The sequence below is a fragment of the Streptomyces sp. NPDC023481 genome, from assembly GCF_055560195.1.
On sequence record NZ_JBVHJE010000001.1, the window covers coordinates 391,459 to 411,366 of the forward strand.

At 72.2% G+C, this 19,908-nt stretch carries 19 protein-coding genes; 13 read left to right on the forward strand and 6 right to left on the reverse strand.

Annotated elements, in window-relative coordinates:
* Nucleotides 1–9: 9 nt before the first annotated feature.
* From ACZ3ZD_RS01865 to ACZ3ZD_RS01885, 5 genes are all read right to left on the reverse strand, one after another.
* Nucleotides 10–1,071, reverse strand: coding sequence for a 2-oxoacid:ferredoxin oxidoreductase subunit beta (locus ACZ3ZD_RS01865; RefSeq protein ID WP_467392454.1), 1,062 nt, complete (start codon nucleotides 1,069–1,071; stop codon nucleotides 10–12).
* Nucleotides 1,064–2,992 carry a 2-oxoacid:acceptor oxidoreductase subunit alpha gene (locus tag ACZ3ZD_RS01870; protein WP_467392456.1) on the reverse strand — a complete coding sequence of 643 codons (1,929 nt, stop codon included), beginning with the start codon at nucleotides 2,990–2,992 and terminating at the stop codon, nucleotides 1,064–1,066. Before ACZ3ZD_RS01870 ends, ACZ3ZD_RS01865 begins: the two co-directional genes overlap by 8 nt.
* A 274-nt stretch (nucleotides 2,993–3,266) precedes the next feature.
* Complete coding sequence (locus ACZ3ZD_RS01875) at nucleotides 3,267–3,938, reverse strand: LuxR C-terminal-related transcriptional regulator (protein ID WP_467392458.1); 672 nt, start codon at nucleotides 3,936–3,938, stop codon at nucleotides 3,267–3,269.
* 231 nt (nucleotides 3,939–4,169) lie between these two features.
* A complete protein-coding gene (locus ACZ3ZD_RS01880) occupies nucleotides 4,170–5,495 on the reverse strand; it encodes a sensor histidine kinase (RefSeq protein ID WP_467392460.1) in 1,326 nt (441 codons plus the stop codon).
* Nucleotides 5,496–5,688: 193 nt separating this feature from the next.
* The gene (locus tag ACZ3ZD_RS01885) at nucleotides 5,689–6,966 is read right to left on the reverse strand and encodes a sensor histidine kinase (protein WP_467392462.1); all 1,278 of its coding nucleotides are present in this window, start codon (nucleotides 6,964–6,966) and stop codon (nucleotides 5,689–5,691) included.
* Nucleotides 6,967–7,196: 230 nt separating this feature from the next.
* Here ACZ3ZD_RS01885 and ACZ3ZD_RS01890 point away from each other — a divergent pair, with 230 nt between their 5' ends.
* From ACZ3ZD_RS01890 to ACZ3ZD_RS01950, 13 genes are all read left to right on the forward strand, one after another.
* Nucleotides 7,197–7,616, forward strand: coding sequence for an NADH-quinone oxidoreductase subunit A (locus tag ACZ3ZD_RS01890; protein ID WP_467392464.1), 420 nt, complete (start codon nucleotides 7,197–7,199; stop codon nucleotides 7,614–7,616).
* Nucleotides 7,607–8,254, forward strand: a complete 648-nt coding sequence (locus tag ACZ3ZD_RS01895) for an NADH-quinone oxidoreductase subunit B (protein WP_467392466.1) — start codon at nucleotides 7,607–7,609, stop codon at nucleotides 8,252–8,254. The genes ACZ3ZD_RS01890 and ACZ3ZD_RS01895 overlap by 10 nt, the downstream gene beginning before the upstream one ends.
* Entirely contained in the window at nucleotides 8,251–9,657 is a 1,407-nt protein-coding gene (locus tag ACZ3ZD_RS01900) for an NADH-quinone oxidoreductase subunit C (RefSeq protein ID WP_467392468.1), read from the forward strand. The genes ACZ3ZD_RS01895 and ACZ3ZD_RS01900 overlap by 4 nt, the downstream gene beginning before the upstream one ends.
* Nucleotides 9,654–10,622 (forward strand): complex I subunit 1/NuoH family protein, encoded by a 969-nt coding sequence (locus ACZ3ZD_RS01905; RefSeq protein ID WP_467392470.1) that lies wholly within the window; start codon nucleotides 9,654–9,656, stop codon nucleotides 10,620–10,622. The genes ACZ3ZD_RS01900 and ACZ3ZD_RS01905 overlap by 4 nt, the downstream gene beginning before the upstream one ends.
* A 2-nt stretch (nucleotides 10,623–10,624) precedes the next feature.
* Nucleotides 10,625–11,227 (forward strand): NuoI/complex I 23 kDa subunit family protein, encoded by a 603-nt coding sequence (locus tag ACZ3ZD_RS01910; protein WP_467392472.1) that lies wholly within the window; start codon nucleotides 10,625–10,627, stop codon nucleotides 11,225–11,227.
* Entirely contained in the window at nucleotides 11,224–11,826 is a 603-nt protein-coding gene (locus tag ACZ3ZD_RS01915) for an NADH-quinone oxidoreductase subunit J family protein (RefSeq protein WP_467392474.1), read from the forward strand. Before ACZ3ZD_RS01910 ends, ACZ3ZD_RS01915 begins: the two co-directional genes overlap by 4 nt.
* Entirely contained in the window at nucleotides 11,826–12,200 is a 375-nt protein-coding gene (nuoK, locus tag ACZ3ZD_RS01920; RefSeq protein ID WP_467392476.1) for an NADH-quinone oxidoreductase subunit NuoK, read from the forward strand. Before ACZ3ZD_RS01915 ends, nuoK begins: the two co-directional genes overlap by 1 nt.
* Entirely contained in the window at nucleotides 12,197–14,191 is a 1,995-nt protein-coding gene (locus tag ACZ3ZD_RS01925; RefSeq protein ID WP_467392478.1) for an NADH-quinone oxidoreductase subunit 5 family protein, read from the forward strand. Before nuoK ends, ACZ3ZD_RS01925 begins: the two co-directional genes overlap by 4 nt.
* Before the next feature lie 6 nt (nucleotides 14,192–14,197).
* Entirely contained in the window at nucleotides 14,198–15,772 is a 1,575-nt protein-coding gene (locus ACZ3ZD_RS01930) for an NADH-quinone oxidoreductase subunit M (RefSeq protein ID WP_467392480.1), read from the forward strand.
* Nucleotides 15,769–17,286 carry an NADH-quinone oxidoreductase subunit N gene (locus tag ACZ3ZD_RS01935; protein ID WP_467392482.1) on the forward strand — a complete coding sequence of 506 codons (1,518 nt, stop codon included), beginning with the start codon at nucleotides 15,769–15,771 and terminating at the stop codon, nucleotides 17,284–17,286. The genes ACZ3ZD_RS01930 and ACZ3ZD_RS01935 overlap by 4 nt, the downstream gene beginning before the upstream one ends.
* A 189-nt stretch (nucleotides 17,287–17,475) precedes the next feature.
* Nucleotides 17,476–18,336: a zinc metalloprotease HtpX gene (gene htpX, locus ACZ3ZD_RS01940; RefSeq protein WP_467392484.1), complete on the forward strand. Its 861-nt coding sequence runs from the start codon at nucleotides 17,476–17,478 to the stop codon at nucleotides 18,334–18,336.
* The gene (locus tag ACZ3ZD_RS01945) at nucleotides 18,333–18,725 is read left to right on the forward strand and encodes a YccF domain-containing protein (RefSeq protein WP_467392486.1); all 393 of its coding nucleotides are present in this window, start codon (nucleotides 18,333–18,335) and stop codon (nucleotides 18,723–18,725) included. The genes htpX and ACZ3ZD_RS01945 overlap by 4 nt, the downstream gene beginning before the upstream one ends.
* Nucleotides 18,726–18,928: 203 nt before the next feature.
* On the forward strand, nucleotides 18,929–19,195 hold the full coding sequence (locus ACZ3ZD_RS01950) for a GlsB/YeaQ/YmgE family stress response membrane protein (RefSeq protein ID WP_467392488.1): 267 nt from the start codon (nucleotides 18,929–18,931) through the stop codon (nucleotides 19,193–19,195).
* Between the two features lie 70 nt (nucleotides 19,196–19,265).
* On the opposite strand, the gene ACZ3ZD_RS01955 is transcribed toward ACZ3ZD_RS01950, so the two are convergent.
* Nucleotides 19,266–19,754: a YajQ family cyclic di-GMP-binding protein gene (locus tag ACZ3ZD_RS01955; protein WP_467392490.1), complete on the reverse strand. Its 489-nt coding sequence runs from the start codon at nucleotides 19,752–19,754 to the stop codon at nucleotides 19,266–19,268.
* Nucleotides 19,755–19,908: the final 154 nt, after the last annotated feature.

Sequence of the window (19,908 nt, forward strand, 5' to 3'; positions counted from 1 at the left end):
TAGGACGGGCTAGCCGACGACCGTCCACGTGTCCCCGCCGGCCAGCAGCGCGGCGAGGTCGCCCTTGCCCTTCTGCTCGACCGCGGTGTCGAGCTGCTCGGCCATCTGCACGTCGTACACCGGCCGTTCGACCGAGCGGAACACGCCGATCGGGGTGTGGTGCAGGGTGTCCGGGTCGGCCAGCCGGGACAGGGCGAAGGCCGTGGTCGGGGACGCGGAGTGGGCGTCGTGGACCAGGACGTCCGCCTCGTTCTCCGGGGTCACGGACACCACCTTCAGGTCGCCGGTGTGCCGGTCGCGGACCACGCCCCGCGTCCCGTCCGCCCCGAAGCGGATCGGCTGCCCGTGCTCCAGCCGGATCAGCGCCTCCTCGGCCCGCTGCTTGTCCTTCAGGGCGTCGAAGGCGCCGTCGTTGAAGATGTTGCAGTTCTGGTAGATCTCGATCAGTGCCGTGCCCGGGTGGTCGGCGGCGGCGCGCAGGACCTCGGTGAGGTGCTTGCGGTCGGAGTCGATCGTGCGGGCCACGAAGGACGCCTCCGCGCCGATCGCCAGCGACACCGGGTTGAAGGGGGCGTCCAGCGAGCCCATCGGCGTCGACTTGGTGACCTTGCCGACCTCGGAGGTCGGCGAGTACTGGCCCTTGGTCAGGCCGTAGATCCGGTTGTTGAACAGCAGGATCTTCAGGTTGACGTTGCGCCGCAGGGCGTGGATCAGATGGTTGCCGCCGATGGACAGCGCGTCGCCGTCACCGGTGACGACCCACACGCTCAGGTCCCGGCGGGAGGCGGCCAGACCCGTCGCGATGGCGGGGGCGCGGCCGTGGATGGAGTGCATCCCGTAGGTGTTCAGGTAGTACGGGAAGCGGGAGGAACAGCCGATGCCGGAGACGAAGACGATGTTCTCCCGGGCCAGGCCGAGGTCCGGCATGAAGCCCTGCACGGCCGCGAGGATCGCGTAGTCACCGCAGCCCGGGCACCAGCGCACTTCCTGGTCCGACTTGAAGTCCTTCATCGACTGCTTGGCCCCGGCCTTGGGGACCAGCTGCAGCAGTCCGTTGCCGGTGTCAGTCATCGATGGCCTCCTTCAGCGCCGCGGCGAGCTGTTCCGCCTTGAACGGCATGCCGTTGACCTGGTTGTAGGAGTGGGCGTCGACCAGGTACTTCGCCCGGACGAGGGTGGCGAGCTGCCCGAGGTTCATCTCCGGGATCACCACCTTGTCGTAGCCCTTCAGGACCGTGCCGAGGTTGCGCGGGAAGGGGTTGAGGTGGCGCAGATGGGCCTGGGCGATCAGCTCGCCGGCCGCGCGCAGCCGCCGTACCGCCGCCGTGATCGGGCCGTAGGTCGAACCCCAGCCCAGCACCAGCGTCCGCGCGCCGTGCGGGTCGTCGACCTCCACGTCGGCCACGTCGATACCGTCGATCTTGGCCTGCCGGGTGCGGACCATGAAGTCGTGGTTCGCGGGGTCGTACGAGATGTTGCCCGTGCCGTCCTGCTTCTCGATGCCGCCGATGCGGTGCTCCAGGCCCGGGGTGCCCGGGATGGCCCACGGCCGGGCCAGGGTCTGCGGGTCCCGCTTGTACGGCCAGAAGACCTCCGTGCCGTCCTCCAGCGTGTGGTTCGGCCCGGAGGCGAACCGGACCCGCAGGTCGGGCAGTTCCTCCAGGTCGGGGATCCGCCAGGGCTCCGAACCGTTGGCCAGATAGCCGTCCGAGAGCAGCATCACCGGCGTGCGGTACGTCAGCGCGATCCGGGCCGCCTCCACCGCGGCGTCGAAGCAGTCGGCCGGGGTGCGCGGCGCGACCACCGGCACCGGCGCCTCGCCGTTGCGGCCGTACATCGCCTGGAGGAGGTCGGCCTGCTCGGTCTTGGTCGGCAGACCCGTCGACGGGCCGCCCCGCTGGATGTCCACCACCAGCAGCGGCAGCTCCAGCGACACCGCCAGACCGATCGTCTCCGACTTCAGCGCCACACCCGGGCCGCTCGTCGTGGTCACCGCGAGCGAGCCGCCGAACGCCGCGCCCAGCGCCGCCCCGATGCCCGCGATCTCGTCCTCGGCCTGGAAGGTGCGCACACCGAAGTTCTTGTGCCGGCTCAGCTCGTGCAGGATGTCCGAGGCCGGCGTGATCGGGTAGGACCCCAGGAACAGCGGCAGATCCGCCTGCCGGGACGCCGTGATCAGGCCGTAGGCCAGGGCCAGGTTGCCGGAGATGTTCCGGTAGGTGCCCACGGGGAAGGCCTGCGCGGCCGGCGCGACCTCGTAGGAGACCGCGAAGTCCTCCGTGGTCTCACCGAAGTTCCAGCCCGCCCGGAACGCGGCGATGTTCGCCTCGGCGATCTGGGGCTTCTTGGCGAACTTCGACTTCAGGAACCTCTCGGTGCCCTCGGTCGGCCGGTGGTACATCCAGCTCAGCAGGCCCAGCGCGAACATGTTCTTGCTGCGCTCGGCCTCCTTGCGGGAGAGGTCGAACTCCTTCAGCGCCTCCACGGTGAGCGTGGTCAGCGGCACCGGATGGAGGTTGTAGCCGTCGAGCGAGCCGTCCTGGAGGGGGTCGCCGGCATAGCCGACCTTCTGCAGGGCGCGCTTGGTGAACTCGTCGGTGTTCACGATGATCTCGGCGCCGCGCGGCAGGTCGCCGATGTTGGCCTTCAGGGCGGCCGGGTTCATCGCGACCAGCACGTTCGGCGCGTCACCCGGGGTGAGGATGTCATGGTCGGCGAAGTGCAACTGAAACGACGAGACACCCGGCAGGGTGCCGGCGGGGGCACGGATCTCGGCGGGGAAGTTCGGCAGGGTGGAGAGGTCGTTGCCGAACGAAGCGGTCTCCGAGGTGAACCGGTCGCCGGTGAGCTGCATACCGTCACCCGAGTCCCCCGCGAACCGGATGATCACCCGGTCCAGGCGCCGCACGTCCTTCGCTCCGCCCGGTGTGCGCTGCTCTCCCACGACCGTTCCGTCGGCCTGCTCCGCTGGGCTGCTGACCTGGCTGGTCACTGAACTGGACCTCCTTCGAGGCGGCTGTCCGGGGCCTGGTCGTCCCACGGACCAATCCCAGGATCAACCCTACGTCGGTTAGGGTCGCCTTCCCGAGGTCATCCGTGGATTGGACGAATTCGAGACGGCCTGTCGCGCTGCGTTCACATGATGTCCCGCATCGCCGGAGCGCCGGTCAAGGCGCTCCCCGCGCGTTTCCAGGTTCCTTTCTCCGGCCCCCGTCCGGGGGCCGCTTCGCCGGGGATCCCTCCGCTCTCCGGGACGAGGGCCCGTCTCAGGAGTTCAGGTAGGTGAGAACGGCCAGAACCCGCCGGTGGTCCCCGTCGCTCGGGGCCAGGCCCAGCTTCAGGAAGATGTTGCTGACGTGCTTCTCCACGGCACCGTCGCTGACCACCAGCTGCCGCGCGATCGCCGAGTTGGTACGCCCCTCCGCCATCAGCCCGAGCACCTCGCGCTCCCGGGGCGTCAGCCCCGTCAGCACGTCCTGCTTGCGGCTGCGGCCGAGCAGCTGCGCGACCACCTCGGGGTCCAGCGCCGTACCGCCCTCGGCGACCCGCACCACCGCGTCCACGAACTCCCGTACGTCCGCGACCCGGTCCTTGAGCAGATAGCCGACGCCCCGGCTGGATCCGGCCAGCAGTTCGGTGGCGTAACGCTCCTCCACGTACTGCGACAGCACCAGCACCCCGAGCCCCGGATGCATCCGGCGCAGCAGTACGGCCGCCCGGACGCCCTCGTCGGTGTGGGTCGGCGGCATCCGTACGTCGGCCACCACCACGTCGGGCAGCTCGTCCTGCTCGGCCAGCTCGGCGATGGTCTTCACCAGCGCGTCCGCGTCGCCGACGCCGGCCACGACCTCGTGCCCCCGGTCGGTCAGCAGCCGGGTCAGGCCCTCCCTGAGCAGCACCGAATCCTCGGCGATGACCACCCGCACCCTGTCCTCCACGATCTTCCGGCCCCCCACTGCCCCACGCCCCCGGTCTCCGCGACGGCACCCGTCCGTGCCGTCCCGCGGACCAGCATCCCAGGATTCGCGCCGGGCCGCCCCCGTACCGGGGGAGATCACGGGTGCTCGAAGGGGGTCGCCGCCCTGCCGGTCGTACGGGCAGCGCGCTTCGCGGGGGCGGCCTTCGCGGCGATCGGCATCGCCACCGTACCGGCCCCGGCGGCGCGGAGGTCAGCCGCGCCAGGGCAGTTGCGCGGTCACCCGGGTGGGGCCGCCGGGCGGGGAGTCCACCAGCAGGACGCCGTCCACCGCGTCCAGGCGTGCGGTGAGGCCGGCCAGGCCGGAGCCCCGGGAGGGGTCCGCGCCGCCCACGCCGTCGTCGGTCACCTGGAGCAGCAGCCGGTCCCCGGAGCGGTGGACGCCGACCGTGGCGGACCGGGCCCGGCTGTGCTTGCCGATGTTCTGCAGCAGCTCGGAGACGGTGAAGTAGGCGATGCCCTCGATGGCCGGCGCGGGCCGGGCCGGCAGGTCGACGCTGAGCCGCACCGGCACCGGGCAGCGGGAGGCGACGGCCGACAGCGCCGCGTCCAGGCCGCGGTCGGTCAGTACGGCCGGGTGGATGCCCCGGGCGAGGTCGCGCAGCTCCTGCAGGGCCGTCTTCACCTCGCCGTGCGCCTCCTCCACGAGCCGGGCCGCCGTGTCCGGGTCGTCCCGCAGCTTCTCCTTCGCCAGCCCCAGGTCCATCGCCAGGCCGACCAGCCGGGCCTGCGCCCCGTCGTGCAGGTCCCGCTCGATGCGCCGCAGGTCGGCGGCGGCCGTGTCGACCACGGTCCCGCGGTCCGACTCCAGCTGCACGACCCGCGCCGAGAGCGGCGACGGCCCGAGCAGCCCGCGCACCAGCAGAGCGTCCACGGTGGTCAGCGCCCGTACCAGCCAGGGCGTGGCCAGCGTCGACACCAGCCCGACCAGCGCCGTCACGGTGATCTCGAACGGGTTGTCGAGGTAGACGCTGTGGTGGGCGTCGCCGTACAGCTGCAGGCCGCCCTGGCCGGCGTACACCGGGAACACCCAGAACCACAGCGGATAGGTCAGCAGAGCCCAGCCGTAGACCCAGAAGGCCAGCGCGACCACGAAGGAGAACACCGCCCACGGGAACCGCACCAGCGCGTACAGCGCGTGCCGCCAGGAGGCGCCGCTCTTGAGGAGCGCGACCGTCCAGGCCGCCGGTCCCGGCCCGCGCGGCCGCAGCGGCTCCGGGTCGGCCACCTCCAGGCCGAGCAGCCGGCGCGCCCGCGCCCGCTCCAGCACGCCGAAGCCCCGGCAGCCGGCCAGCGCCGCCGCCAGCACCGGGACGCCGAGGAAGGTCACCAGCAGGCCCGCGCCGAGCGCGACCATCGCCACCGTCCAGGTGAACAGCACGATCGCGATGGGCAGGCCCAGCAGCACGTACGCGAACTCGCGCAGGGTGCGTCCCTCGACCGGCGCCCGCAGCGCGGCGGGCAGCCGGTGGCGCGACCCGCCGTGGTGGGCGTATCCCTGTCCGTACTCCGTGGCCATCGGTGTCGTCCCGTTCTCGTCGTCCTGGCGGCGGATCTGCCGTACTCCCAGGGTCGTCCGCCGCGCGCCCGCGCGACATGGCGTCCGTCGGCGTCTTGAGCGGGGGGTTTTCCCCACCCCGACCGGTCGGGGGCCTGTCCCTCGCCGGGGTTCGGCCCGTACGGGCGGGCCGGCATGCGCGTCCTGCCGGGGATCAGGCCGTACGGCCGCGCCACGGCAGTTCCGCGGTGACCACCGTCGGGCCGCCGGCCGGGGAGTCGACCGTGAACAGGCCGTCCACCGCGCCCAGCCGGTCCGCCAGGCCCCGCATGCCGCTGCCGCCGTCCAGCCGGGCGCCGCCCCGGCCGTCGTCCCTGACCTCGAGGACCAGCCGGTCCGCGGTCCGCCGCACGTCGACCGCGGCGGTCCGGGCCCCGCTGTGCTTGCTGACGTTCTGCAGCAGCTCGGAGACGGTGAAGTAGGCGATGCCCTCGATGGCCTCGGCGGGCCGGGCCGGGAGGTCCACGGTCACCTCCACCGGCACCGTGCAGCGGGAGGCGACGGCCGACAGCGCCGCGTCCAGGCCGCGGTCGGTCAGTACGGCCGGGTGGATGCCCCGGGCGAGGTCGCGCAGCTCCTGCAGGGCCAGCTTCACCTCGCCGTGCGCCTCCTCCACCATCACCGCCGCCGTGTCCGGGTCCTCCAGCAGCTTCTCCTTGGCCAGGCCGAGCCCCATGGCCAGGTTGACCAGTCGCGCCTGCGCGCCGTCGTGCAGGTCCCGTTCGATCCGGCGCAGGTCCGCCGCCGCCGTGTCGACCACGATCCCGCGGTCCGACTCCAGCTCGGCGATACGGCGTTCCAGCTCGTCCGAGGGCGACAGCAGCCCGCGCACCATCGCCCGGTCCAGGTTCGCCATGACCCGCGAGAGGTACGGCAGCACCGGCCACAGCACGAACAGCGAGGTCAGCACGGTGCAGAAGGTGAGGATGCCCCAGGGCAGCCGGATCGCGTGGTACAGCAGGGTCCGCCAGCCCACCGGGTCCTTCAGAGCCATCCGCAGCCGCTGCGCCGCGCCCCCGCCCCTGACGATCGGCAGCGGCGACGGCTCCGCCACCCGCACCCCGAGCAGCTTGCGGGCCCGGGCCCGCTCCAGTCTGCCCAGCTGCCGGGCGCCCAGCAGGCTCAGCGCGAGCAGCGGCAGACCGATCGCGGTGAGGGTGAGGACGCCGCCGGCCACCAGCACGGTCAGCGCGTACACGAACCCGGACACCGCCACCGGCAGGTTCAGCAGGAGATGCGCGATCTCCTTCCAGGTGTGCCCGTCGTAGGCGGGCCGGGGCCGGGGCAGCCGGTGCGGGCCGTCGGATCCGTCGCGTCCGTCGGGTGCTTCGCTTCCGTCGCGTTCGTCGGACCCGTCGCGGTGTTCGGACACGTCGTGTTCTTCGGTGCCGTCGGGGTGCGGCGGGCCGGCGGCGGGGCGGGGAGCGGTCATGCCGATCAGCGTGCCGTGCGCGGCACCCCTGACGCCATGCGGTACGCCTGCCTCCGCCACCGGGGGAAAACCCCACCCGGCCGGGCCCGGCCGTCTCACGGCGTGACGGGCTGCTTACCCGCTCTTTATCAGGGCCTAGACTCCCGTGCGTACAGATCCTCGAATCGCATGGCGACACAGAGGTCACTTGTTCACAAAAGGTCACGAGGTCAGGGAGCGAGGGACGCACCGTGCGGGAGACTCTGGGGGACCCGTCGTTCGCCGCGGCGCACGTCGTCGCGGGCGGCTACTTCCGGTCCTACTCGGTGGTCGGGCTGCTCGCCGTCATCGGCGTGCTGTTCGTCGCGGTCGCCTTCGGCGCGGGCCGGCTGCTGCGCCCGGTCGTGCCGACACCGGAGAAACTCCTGACCTACGAGTGCGGGGTCGACCCCGTCGGCGAGGGCTGGGCCCACACCCAGGTCCGCTACTACGTCTACGCCTTCCTGTACGTGATCTTCGCGGTCGACTCGGTCTTCCTGTTCCCCTGGGCGACGGTCTTCGCCGCCCCCGGCTACGGCGCGACGACCCTCGTGGAGATGTTCGTCTTCCTCGGCTTCCTCGCCGTCGGCCTGCTGTACGCATACAAGAAGGGCGTCCTGGCATGGACGTGAACCCCTCAGTGCCCGATTCCGTGCCCGAGTCCGTGTCCGATTCGGTGCCCGAGCCCGTCCTGCTGCCGGAGCCGAAGAGGCTGGGCGCGCTCGCCCGGCTGGCGCCCGAGCCGATGAAGGTGGTCCTCAACTGGGGCCGCCGCTACTCGCTCTGGGTGTTCAACTTCGGCCTCGCCTGCTGCGCGATCGAGTTCATCGCCGCGTCGATGGCCCGCCACGACTTCATCCGGCTCGGCGTGATCCCGTTCGCCCCGGGCCCCCGCCAGGCCGACCTGATGGTGGTGTCGGGCACGGTCACGGACAAGATGGCCCCGGCCGTCAAACGCCTGTACGAGCAGATGCCCGAGCCGAAGTACGTCATCTCCTTCGGCGCCTGCTCCAACTGCGGCGGCCCGTACTGGGACTCCTACTCCGTCACCAAGGGCGTCGACCAGATCATCCCGGTGGACGTCTACGTCCCCGGCTGCCCGCCCCGCCCCGAGGCGCTGCTCCAGGGCATCCTCAAGCTCCAGGAGAAGATCGCCCGCGAGTCGCTGGGGGAGCGGTACGACAACGGGGCCGCCCGGCCGTCCGCCGCCGCCCTGCAGAGCGGACTGGTGCCCGCCCCGGCCCCGGCCGGTGAGGGAGGCACGCGATGAGCACGGCCGCCGGCTGGCTGCCCGCCCCCGCCGCGGAACTCTTCGGTCCGGAGGCGGTGGCCGAGGAGTCGTACGAGGTGCTGACCGTGGACGTACCGCCGTCCGCCTGGCTCACCGCCCTGGAGACGGCCCGTACGACCCTGTCCTGCACCTACTTCGACTGGCTGAGCGCGGTCGACGAACCGGGCACCGGCTTCCGGGTCGCCGCGCACGTCGTCACCCTGCATCCGGTCCGCCGCCTCCTCGTGCGGACGACGGTGCCGCACGACGCCCCCTCCCTGCCCTCCGCCGTCGGCGTCTACGCGGGCGCCGGCTGGCACGAGCGCGAGACCCACGAGATGTTCGGCGTCGTCTTCGAGGGCCACCCGGGCCTGGAGCACCTGCTCCTCCCGGAGAACTTCGAGGGCCACCCGCTCCGCAAGGACTTCGTCCTCGCCGCCCGCGTCGCCAAGGCGTGGCCGGGCGCCAAGGAGCCCGGGGAGTCCGCGGCGGGTGCGGCGCACGGCGCTCCGAAGCGCCGGCAGATGCTGCCCCCGGGCGTACCGGACCCCAACGAGTGGGGTCCCCAGAAGGGTCAGCTCCCCGCTGCGCCCGCGCGCCCGGCCAGGACGGCGTCCCGTCCGGCGGCCGACCGCCCGGTACGCCGCACCCGCACGGCCTCGGAGGGCTCGGTCGGCCAGACTGCTCCGGCGGCGGGCGAGGCTCCTCCGAGGGCCGGCCAGACTGGTGCTGGTGCTGGTGCTGGTGCTGGTGCTGGTGCTGGTGCTGGTGCTGGTGCTGGTGCGGGTGCCGGTGCGGGTGCCGGTGCTCCCGGTCGGCCGCGTCGGGCGCGGAGTGCGAGCGAGGGCTCGGTGAGCCAGGCGGCGGCGCGGGACGAGGACGCGGCGCCCCGCAAGCAGGCCGCGACCGAGGGCGACGCCACCCGGGTGGCGGCGGAAGGTCCCACGGAAGGGCCGGCCGCCGAGGCCTCGGTGGCGCACGAGCCCGGTCCGGCGCCCGCGGCCGCCCGCCCGCGCCGCGCCCGCAGCGCCTCGGAGGGCTCGGCCACCCAGCGGGCGCAATCGGCGCCCTCGACGGAGCCCGCCGACCCCGGGGGACCGGGCAACGCCGGTCCCGCCCGTCGGAGCACCGCCCCGCGCAGCTCCGACGCCCCGTGGCACCACGCCCGCCCAGCGTTCACCGAGCCGGAGCCGGAGCCGGAGCCGGAGCCGGAGCCGGAGCCGGAGCCTGAGTCGGAGTCGGCGCCCGAGCCGGAGCCGGAGTCCCAGCCACAGTCGCAGCGGCAGCCGGAGGAGGGCGAGGAACGGGCACCGGAGCCGGAGCCCCGGCCGGGACAGGCACCGGCCCCCGACGACCCCACCACCCCCACCACCCCCGACGATCCCGCAGGAGGCCCGCAGTGAACGGCGCGCTGGACGTCGCCCTGCGACTCCTGGTCGTCTTCGTCGTCTTCCTCACCTTCCCGCTGATCGTCGGTCAGACCGAGCACAAGGTGATGGCCCACATGCAGGGCCGCCTCGGCCCGATGTACGCCGGCGGCTTCCACGGCTGGGCCCAGCTCATCGCGGACGGCGTGAAGTTCGCGCAGAAGGAGGACGTGGTCCCGGCGGGCGCCGACCGCCGCGTCTTCCAGCTCGCCCCCGCCGTGGCCCTGCTGCCGTACCTCCTCGTCCTGCTCGCCATCCCGATCGGCCCGAGCGAGGGCGCCGTCGGCCAGGTGCTGGACGCCGGCGTGTTCTTCGTGCTGGCGGTGATGGGCGTCGGCGTGCTCGGCTCGCTGATGGCCGGCTGGGCCAGCGCCAACAAGTTCTCCCTGCTCGGCGGCCTGCGCACGGCCGCCCAGCTGCTCGCCTACGAACTCCCGATGCTGCTGGCGGCGGCCTCGGTCGCGATGGCGGCCGGCACGGTCTCCCTGCCCGGGATCCTGCACTCCTTCCACTGGTGGTGGGTGCCCTGGCAGATCGTCGGCGCGGTCGTCTTCTTCGTCGCCGGACTCGCCGAGCTGCAACGCCCGCCGTTCGACATGCCGGTCGCCGACTCGGAGATCATCTTCGGTGCGTACACCGAGTACACCGGCCTGCGCTTCGCCCTGTTCCTGCTCGCCGAGTACGCCGGCATCGTCGTCCTGTGCGGCCTGACCACCGTCCTCTTCCTGGGCGGCTGGCACGGGCCGTGGGGCGCCGACGGCCTCGGCTGGGTCTGGACCCTGCTGAAGACCGCGATCCTCGCGTTCCTGGTCATCTGGCTCCGCGTCACCTACCCGCGGCTGCGCGAGGACCAGCTCCAGAAGCTCTCCTGGACCCTCCTCGTCCCCCTCTCCCTCGCCCAGATCGCCCTCACCGGCATCGTCAAGGTGGTGATCAGCTAACCATGGCTGTGCCGTCCCCACCCTCCCGTCCCCGCTTCCCCGGTAGCGGCCTCGCCAAGGGCCTGGCCGTCACCCTGCGCACGATGACGAGGAAGCACGTCACCGAGCAGTACCCCGACGTCCTGCCCGAACTGCCGCCCCGCTCGCGCGGCGTGATCGGTCTGTTCGAGGAGAACTGCACGGTCTGCATGCTGTGCGCCCGCGAGTGCCCCGACTGGTGCATCTACATCGACTCCCACAAGGAGACGGTCCCGCCCGCCGCGCCCGGCGGCCGCGAGCGCAGCCGCAACGTCCTCGACCGGTTCGCGATCGACTTCTCGCTGTGCATGTACTGCGGTATCTGCATCGAGGTCTGTCCTTTCGACGCCCTCTTCTGGTCCCCGGAGTTCGAGTACGCCGAGACCGACATCCGCGACCTCACCCACGAGCGGGACAAGCTCCGCGAGTGGATGTGGACCGTGCCGGCCCCGCCCGCCCTGGACCCCGGCGCGGAGGAGCCCAAGGAGATCGCCGCCGCCCGCAAGACCGCCGAGAAGCTGGCCGCGGCCCAGGCAGAACCGTCCGAGCCGGCCGATCCGGCCGAGCCGGGGGAGGGTGCGTCGTGACCTTCGCCGCAGCAACGGCCACCACGGTCGCCGCCGACCCGCACGGCTTCCTCTCCCCGACCGGCGTCGAGATCGCCTTCCTGCTCGTCGGCCTGGTCACCCTCGGCGCCGCGCTCATCACCGTCACCACCCGGCAGCTGGTGCACGCCGCCCTGTGGCTGGTGGTCGCGCTCGGCGGCCTCGCCGTGGAGTACCTGCTGCTCACGGCCGAGTTCATCGCCTGGGTACAGGTCCTGATCTACGTCGGTTCCGTCGTCGTCCTCCTGCTGTTCGGTCTGATGCTCACCCGGGCCCCCATCGGCCGCTCCCCGGACGCCGACTCCGGCAACCGCTGGGCCGCCGTGGCCGTGGCCGTCGCCGCCGCGGCCGCCCTGGTGTGGGTGGTCACCGACGCCTTCCGGACCACCTGGATCGACCTGAGCGGCCCGGCCGCCGGCACCACCGAGGTCACCGGCGCCAGCCTGTTCCGGCACTGGGTGCTGCCCTTCGAGGCGCTGTCCGTACTGCTTCTCGCCGCCCTGGTCGGCGCGATCGTCCTGTCCCGCAAGGCCGGGGCAGGCGCCGCCCCGGCGGTTCCCGGCAAGGAAGGCGCCCGCTGATGCACCTCGCCTATCCCGCCGTACTCTCCGCCCTCCTGTTCTGCACGGGCCTGTACGGCGTCCTCGCCCGCCGCAACGCCATCCTGGTCCTGATGTCGGTCGAGCTGATGCTCAACGCCGTCAACCTCAACCTGGTCGCCTTCGACGTCTGGCTCAGCCGGACCGCGCGGGAGACCCTGCACTCCGGCCAGGCCCTGACCCTGTTCACCATCGCCATCGCCGCCGCCGAGATCGGCATCGGCCTGGCGATCGTGCTCGCCGTCTACCGCAACCGCGGCACCTCCGACATCGACAAGCTCCGCGACACCGCCGAGGGCCCCGGGCCCGAAGGCCCCGACACTCCCGCGGCCGAGAAGGCTGAGGCCACCGCGTGACCACGACCACCCTCGCCGTCCTCGTCCCCCTCCTGCCGTTCCTCGGCGCCGCGGCCGGACTGCTGCTGGGCCGCACCGCCCCCGGGTTCGTCCGCCCGCTCGCCGTACTGCCGCCGCTGGCCTCGCTGGCGCTGGCCGCGCTGGTCGCCGTACGGCAGGGCGGCGGCACGGCCGTCGACGCCCACACCCAGCTGACGCCGACCGGCTCGGTGCCGATCGAGCTGGCCCTGCACATCGACGGCTTCGCCGCGCTCGTCGCCGTCCTGGTCGCCTTCGTCGCGGCCTGCGTGCAGATCTACTCCACCGGCTACCTGCGCGACGACCCCCGCTACCCCTCGTACGCCGCCCTCGTCTCCCTGTTCACCTCCGCGATGCTCCTGGTCGTCTACTCCGGCGACCTGATCGTGCTGCTGGTCGGCTGGGAAGTCATGGGCATCTGCTCCTACTTCCTGGTCGGCCACTACTGGGAGACCCCCGAGGCCCGCGCCGCCTCCCTGAAGGCCTTCCTGGTCACCAAGCTCGGCGACGTCCCGTTCCTCATCGGCCTGTTCGCGCTGGCCGCCGACGCCGGCTCGTTCCGCATCACCCGCGTCCTCGGCGCCGTGGCGAGCGGCGGCATCGGCCACCCCACCGTGATCGCCCTGCTGCTGCTCGCGGGTGTCGCGGGGAAGTCGGCGCAGTTCCCGCTGCACACCTGGCTCCCGGACGCGATGGCGGGCCCGACGCCCGTCTCGGCGCTGATCCACGCCGCGACGATGGTCGCCGCCGGTGTCTACTTCACCGCCCGTCTCCTCCCGCTCTTCGAGGCCTCCCGGGCCGCGATGGTGGTCCTCGCCGTCATGGCCGCCGTGACCATGACCGGCTCGGGTCTGGCCGCGCTCGCCCAGGACGACATCAAGCGCGTCCTCGCCTACTCGACGATCGGCCAGCTCGGCTACATGACCGGCGCCCTCGCCGTCGGCGACCGCGGTGCCGCCGTCTTCCACCTCCTCGCGCACGGCGCCTTCAAGGCGCTGCTGTTCCTCGCGGCCGGCGCGGTCATCCACGCCGCCGGCACCAACTCGCTGGCCGCCATGTCCCGCATGCACGGCCTGCGCGACCGCGTCCCGGACGCCTACTGGACGATGACCGTGGCACTGCTCGCGCTCGCCGCGATCCCGCCCTTCAGCGGCTTCTTCTCCAAGGAGTCCGTCCTCGGCGCCGCCGAGCACGTGACCTCGGGCCACACCGATCACGCCCCCGGCGCCGCCGGCTGGATCGTCCTCGTCGCCGGCCTGGTCACCGCCCTGCTCACCGCCGCGTACGCCGCCCGGCTGTGGCTGCTGGCCTTCCGCGGCCGGGGCGCCGAGGCCCCCGACCACGGCCGCCAGCCGCTGACCATGACCGTGGTGCTCTGGGTCCTCGCGGTCCCCTCCCTCGCCTTCGGCGGGCTCGCCTACCGGTCGCTGCCCGACTGGTTCGACGGCCGCGGCCTGACCCCGACCCTGCTCACCTCGGTCCTCGGCACGGGCCTCGCCCTGGTCGGCGGGCTGCTGACCTACGGCGCCTGGCAGCGCACCGCCGCGCTCGCCGCCCGGGTCCCGCTCGGTGCGGTCGCCGCCCACCCGGAGGAGGACGCCGGCCTGGTCGAGGCGGAGGCCATCGCCACCCACGAACCGGCCTACGGCGACATCGCCTCCGCCCCCGACCCGGCCGACCCCGGGCGGCTGCTACTCGGCCCGCTGCATCCGCACGCGGCCGCCGGTTTCCGCCTGGACGCCGTGTACTCGGCGCTGTTCGTCCGCCCGGTCCAGGCCGGCGCGCGTCTCGTCCGGTTCCTCGACCGCGAGGTCGTCGACACCTACGTCAACGGCGCCGCCGCCCTGCCCCGGCTGCTCGGGGCCGCCGTCCGGCGCGCCCAGACCGGCAATGTGCAGACCTATGTGAGCGCGCTGCTCGCCGGCACCGTCGTCCTGGCGGTCGCCGTCCTCCTCGTCGCCACGGGAGCGTGAGCAGGCGTGATCGATATCAACGAGTCCGTGATGCAGTTCCTTCTGGCATTCCTCGTCGTCGGCCCGCTCCTCGGCGCCGCCGCCGCTCTCCTGCCCGCCCCGCCCGGACTGAAGGGGAAGTCCCCCGGGCAGGCCGTGCTCCGGCACGGTGTGACCGTCACCGGCGCGATCCTCATCGCCGCGATCGTCCTCGCGCTCGGCTTCGACCACGACCATCCGTCGAAGATGCAGGCCACGACCGACATCAGCTGGATCCCCGCACTCGACGTGCGGATCCACCTCGGCACCGACGGCATCTCCCTCCCCCTTCTGGTCCTGACCGCGCTGCTGACCTTCCTCTGCGCGCTCTACTCCTACTTCAAGCCGCCGTCGGGCCCGTCCCCGAAGGCGTTCGTCGCCCTGCTGCTCCTGCTGGAGTCCGGCACCCTCGCGAGCTTCGCCGTCCTCGACCTGCTGCTGTTCTTCCTCGCGTTCGAGATGGTGCTCATCCCGATGTACTTCCTCATCGCCCGCTGGGGCGGCGAGGGCCGGACCCGGGCCGCGTGGAAGTTCATCCTGTTCACGCTTCTCGGCTCCGTCGTCATGCTGCTCGGCCTGCTCCTGATCGGAATCAAGGCGGGCACATTCGACATGGTGGCACTCGCCACTGACAACGGCCGGTCGCTCACCCCGTCCGTGCAGGTCATCGCCGTTCTGGCGATCGGGATCGGGCTCGCGGTGAAGACGCCGATGTGGCCGCTGCACAGCTGGCTGCCCGACGCCCACACCGCCGCCCCGACCGTCGGCTCGGTCCTGCTGGCCGGTGTACTGCTGAAGATGGGCACGTACGGTTTCACTCGCATCCTGCTGCCGGTGGCGCCGCACGGTTTCCACACCTTCGCGCCGTACCTCGCCGCGTTCGCCGTCGTCGGGATCATCTACGGATCCCTGGCCTGCCTGGCCCTCGCCAGGCAGGGAGCGAAGGGCGACCTCAAACGCCTGATCGCCTACTCCTCCGTCGGCCACATGGGCTTCGTCCTGCTCGGCATCGCCACCATGACCCCGACCGGCGTCAACGGCGCCCTGTTCGCCAACATCGCCCACGGCCTCATCACCGGCCTGCTGTTCTTCCTGGTCGGCGCGCTGAAGGACCGCACCGGCAGCACCGACCTCGACACCCTCGCCGAGAAGACCGGCGCCGCGCTGTACGGCAGGGCCCCACGCCTCGGCGGGCTGCTCGCCTTCGGCGCCGTCGCCTCCCTCGGCCTGCCCGGACTCGCCGGGTTCTGGGGCGAGATGCTCGCGCTGTTCGGCGCGTTCCGGCCCGGCACCGACCTCAGCCGGCCCGCCTTCCTCACCTTCATGGCGATCGGCGCGTTCGGCACCCTGCTGACCGCCGCGTACATGCTGATCGTGGTCCGCCGCGTCTGCATGGGCGGCGTGGAGCAGGAGGTCCCGGAACTCGCCGACGTGCACGGGTACGAGTTCGCCGCCTGGACCCCGCTCGTCACCCTCACCGTCCTCGCCGGACTGTGGCCGAGGGCCCTGCTCGGCCTGACCGACCCGGCCGTGCAGCAGCTCCTCGCAGGAGGCAACCGATGAGCGCCCAGCCGCTGGCCGAGTCGCTGGTCCAGTCCGTCGACTGGCTCGCGATCGCCCCGCCCACCGTCGCGGCCGTCGTGGCGCTCGCCGTCCTCGTCGCCGACCTGTTCGTGCCGGAGGCCCGCAAGGCCGTGCTCGGCTGGGTCTCGGTGGCCGGACTGGCCGTGGCGACGGCGCTGCTGCTGCCCCTCCTGGACGGCGACCGCAGCACCTTCTGCACCGGCGGCCACGCGCGCGCGTGCAGCTACACCGCCGACCGCTTCACCCTCGTCATCCAGTTCCTCGTCCTCGGCGGCGCCCTGCTCGCGGCCCTGCTCTCCGTCACCCACCTGGACGACGAACGGCGCCGTGTCCCGGCCGGCGAGTTCTGGTTCCTGCTGCTGTCCTCCGCCGCCGGCGCCGCCCTGCTGCCCGCCTCCCGCGATCTCGCCACGCTGATCGTCGCCCTGGAGGTCGCCTCCCTGCCCGCCTTCGCCCTCGTCGGCATCCGGCACGGCGACAAGCGGTCCTCCGAGGCCGCCCTGAAGTTCTTCCTGTCCTCGGTCACCGCCACCGCGGTCAGCCTCATGGGCATCAGCTTCGTCTACGCCTCCACCGGCACGCTCTACCTCACCCAGGTCGCCCAGCGCCTGCCGCACGTCGACGGGCAACTGCACACCCTCGCCCAGACCGGCGTCGTCCTCACCCTGGTCGGCTTCGCCTTCAAGACGGCCGCCGTGCCCTTCCACTTCTGGGTGCCCGACACCTATGTGGGCGCACCGCTGCCCGTCGCCGCCTACCTGTCCGTCGTCAGCAAGGCCGTCGGCTTCTCCGGCCTGATCCTCGTCACCGTCGTCGCGTTCCCCTCGTACGCCGACGTGTGGGGGCCAGCGCTCGCCGCCCTGGCCGCGCTCACCATGACCGTGGGCAACGTCGCCGCGCTGCGCCAGCAGGCCACGCGCGCGTACAGCGCCGTACGGCTGCTCGCCTGGTCCTCCGTCGGCCAGGCCGGTTACCTGCTGGTGCCGATCGCCGCCGCCGGGTACACCAAGGACGCCCAGAAGGCGATCGGTTCCACGGTCGCGTACGCCCTGATGTACGCCGTCGTGAACCTCGGCGCCTTCGCCGTGGCCGCCCTGGTGGGCCGCGGCCGCGCCCTGAACCGGATCAGCGACTACCGGGGCCTGTACGCCACCAACCCGCTCAGCGCGCTCCTGCTCGCCTTCTTCCTGCTGTGCCTGGCCGGGCTGCCGCCGGGCGTGATCGGCCTGTTCGCCAAGGTCACCGTGTTCTCGGCGGCCGTGCACGCCGGCCTCGGCTGGCTCGCCGTCGTCATGGCCGTCAACGTCGTGATCGCGCTTTTCTACTACCTGCAGTGGACGGCCCTGCTGTTCCGCGCCCCCGAGGGTGAGCCCGCCCGGCACCGCGTCCCGGCCCCCCTCACGGCAGCGCTCGCCCTGACCGGCGTCCTCGGCGTCGCCCTGTCCGGGGCACCCCAGCTGGTCCTCGGCTTCGCGGCCACCGCACTGTTCTGAGGAGTCGTCACGCGCGCGCGGGGCACCCGTTCCGGCACGCGCGCGTGACCGAACCCGCACGTCACCCGGCCGGCCCACGCGCGCCGCCGTACCCGTCGGGGAACTCGGGGCCGCCGCCCGGCGTTGTCATCAGCGGGAGGGTCCACCGGATCAGAGTGTTCCCCATATGCACGACTTGGAGGGCGCACCGTGCACCGCCGGCACAACGGGCTCAGGACCGCCGTACTCCTCGGCGGACTGTCCGCACTCATCATCGTCATCGGCAGCTTCTTCGGCCGGACGGGACTGATCGTCGCGGTCCTGGTCGCCCTGGGCACGAACGCGTACGCGTACTGGAACAGCGACAAGCTGGCGCTCCGCGCGATGCGCGCCCGCCCGGTCAGCGAGTTCGAGGCCCCGGCGCTGTACCGGATGGTGCGGGACCTGTCCACGCAGGCCCGCCAGCCCATGCCCCGGCTGTACATCTCGCCGACGGAGGCCCCGAACGCCTTCGCCACCGGCCGCAACCCGCGCAACGCGGCCGTGTGCTGCACCGACGGCATCCTGCGCCTGCTGGACGAGCGGGAGCTGCGCGGTGTCATCGGCCACGAACTGAGCCACGTCTACAACCGGGACATCCTCATCTCCTCGGTCGCCGGCGCGCTCGCCTCGGTGATCATGTTCCTGGTGAACTTCGCCTGGCTGATCCCGGTCGGCCGTTCGGACGACGACGAGGGCCCCGGCCTGCTCGGCATGCTGCTGATCATGATCCTCGGCCCGCTCGCGGCCAGCCTGATCCAGCTGGCCATCAGCCGCTCCCGGGAGTACGAGGCGGACGCCTCCGGCGCCCAGCTCACCGGCGACCCGCTCGCCCTGGCCAGCGCCCTGCGCAAGCTGGAGGCGGGCACCCAGCAGCTGCCGCTGCCGCCCGAGCCCCGGCTGGAGACCGCGAGCCACATGATGATCGCCAACCCCTTCCGCGCGGGGCAGGGACTGTCCAAGATGTTCTCCACCCACCCGCCGATGGCGGAGCGCATCGCCCGCCTGGAGAAGATGGCAGGACGCCTGTGAAGACCATTCTGAACGTCATCTGGCTCGTCCTGAGCGGCTTCTGGCTGTTCCTGGGCTACCTGGCGGCCGGCGTCCTGCTGTGCGTCACGGTCATCGGCATCCCTTTCGGCATCGCCGCCTTCCGCATCGGCGTCTACGCCCTCTGGCCGTTCGGGTACACCACGGTCGAGCGACGCGACGCGGGCGCGCCGTCCTGCGTGGGCAACGTCCTGTGGCTGCTCCTGGCCGGCTGGTGGCTGGCGCTCGCGCACATCGCCACCGGCATCGCCCTGTGCCTCACGGTCATCGGCATCCCGTTCGGCATAGCGAACTTCAAGCTGATCCCGGTCTCCCTGCTGCCGCTGGGCCGCGAGGTCGTCCGCACCGACCAGCCGTTCGCGGCGCGCTGACCGAGCCGTCGTAGCCGAGCCCTCGCGCCCGGCGCGCGTACGTGTCCTGCGCCGCATCCCGGCGATCCCGGCAACCGGTGAGCGGACCTCCGACGTCCTCTCCTTCGACACGGGCACGATCACGCGTGCGACGGACGGCGGGTCCCATCGGAATCCGAGGGGCCCCACAGTGCGGAGACAGCGCGGAAGGGCAGGTTCACGGCATGAGCATCATCGGTTGGATCATTCTCGGACTGCTGGCCGGAGCCATCGCCAAGGTCCTGCTGCCGGGACGCGATCCCGGCGGCTTCATCGGGACGACCCTCATCGGCATCGCGGGCGCGTTCATCGGGGGCTGGATCTCCGCCCGCTGGCTGAACCACCCGATCAGCAAGCACTTCTACGACGGCGCCACCTGGGCCGCGGCCGTAGGCGGCTCCCTGGTGCTGCTGATCGTCTACCGGATCCTGTTCGGCAACTCACGCGACTGAACCCTCGGCGCGCGAGACACGGAAGTACGGCAAGGGTGGGCACAGCCGGGCGCCCACCCCTGTGCCGGTCCTACCGGTAGTTCACGAACTGCAGCGCGAAGTCGAAGTCCTTGCCCTTGAGGAGGGCGATCACCGTCTGCAGGTCGTCCCGGCTCTTGGAGCTGACGCGCAGCTCGTCGCCCTGGACCTGGGCCTTCACGCCCTTGGGGCCCTCGTCGCGGATGATCTTCGCCACCTTCTTCGCGTTCTCCTGGGAGATGCCTTCCTCGATCGACGCGAAGATCTTGTACTCCTTGCCGGAGAGCTGCGGCTCGCCCGCCTCCAGCGCCTTCAGCGAGATGCCGCGCTTGATGAGCTTCGACTGGAAGACGTCGAGGATGGCCTTCACCCGGTCCTCGGAGTTCGCCTCCATGAGGATCTTCTCGCCGGACCACGAGATCGAGGCACCCACGCCCTTGAAGTCGTAGCGCTGCGAGATCTCCTTGGCGGCCTGGTTGAGGGCGTTGTCGACCTCCTGCCGCTCGACCTTCGAGACGATGTCGAAACTGGAGTCGGCCATGTCCTGTGGCTCCTTGTATCGGGGTGCGTATCGGATGCGTGCCGGCGTGCGCGGCGGCGACCGCCGGACCCGGTGAAGCACCGGGCCGCATCCGCACCAGCCTAGCCACCCCGTGCCCCTCGGGTGGAGATCAATGGGGTGGCGGAGCACCCCT

Bases quoted from the DNA above. Each gene is read 5' to 3' on its own strand.
- ACZ3ZD_RS01865 (WP_467392454.1), bottom strand. From the start codon at position 1,071: ATGACTGACACCGGCAACGGACTGCTGCAGCTGGTCCCCAAGGCCGGG.
- ACZ3ZD_RS01880 (WP_467392460.1), bottom strand. From the start codon at position 5,495: ATGGCCACGGAGTACGGACAGGGATACGCCCACCACGGCGGGTCGCGC.
- ACZ3ZD_RS01885 (WP_467392462.1), bottom strand. From the start codon at position 6,966: ATGACCGCTCCCCGCCCCGCCGCCGGCCCGCCGCACCCCGACGGCACC.
- ACZ3ZD_RS01895 (WP_467392466.1), top strand. From the start codon at position 7,607: ATGGACGTGAACCCCTCAGTGCCCGATTCCGTGCCCGAGTCCGTGTCC.
- ACZ3ZD_RS01900 (WP_467392468.1), top strand. From the start codon at position 8,251: ATGAGCACGGCCGCCGGCTGGCTGCCCGCCCCCGCCGCGGAACTCTTC.
- ACZ3ZD_RS01910 (WP_467392472.1), top strand. From the start codon at position 10,625: ATGGCTGTGCCGTCCCCACCCTCCCGTCCCCGCTTCCCCGGTAGCGGC.
- nuoK (WP_467392476.1), top strand. From the start codon at position 11,826: ATGCACCTCGCCTATCCCGCCGTACTCTCCGCCCTCCTGTTCTGCACG.
- ACZ3ZD_RS01935 (WP_467392482.1), top strand. From the start codon at position 15,769: ATGAGCGCCCAGCCGCTGGCCGAGTCGCTGGTCCAGTCCGTCGACTGG.
- ACZ3ZD_RS01950 (WP_467392488.1), top strand. From the start codon at position 18,929: ATGAGCATCATCGGTTGGATCATTCTCGGACTGCTGGCCGGAGCCATC.
- ACZ3ZD_RS01955 (WP_467392490.1), bottom strand. From the start codon at position 19,754: ATGGCCGACTCCAGTTTCGACATCGTCTCGAAGGTCGAGCGGCAGGAG.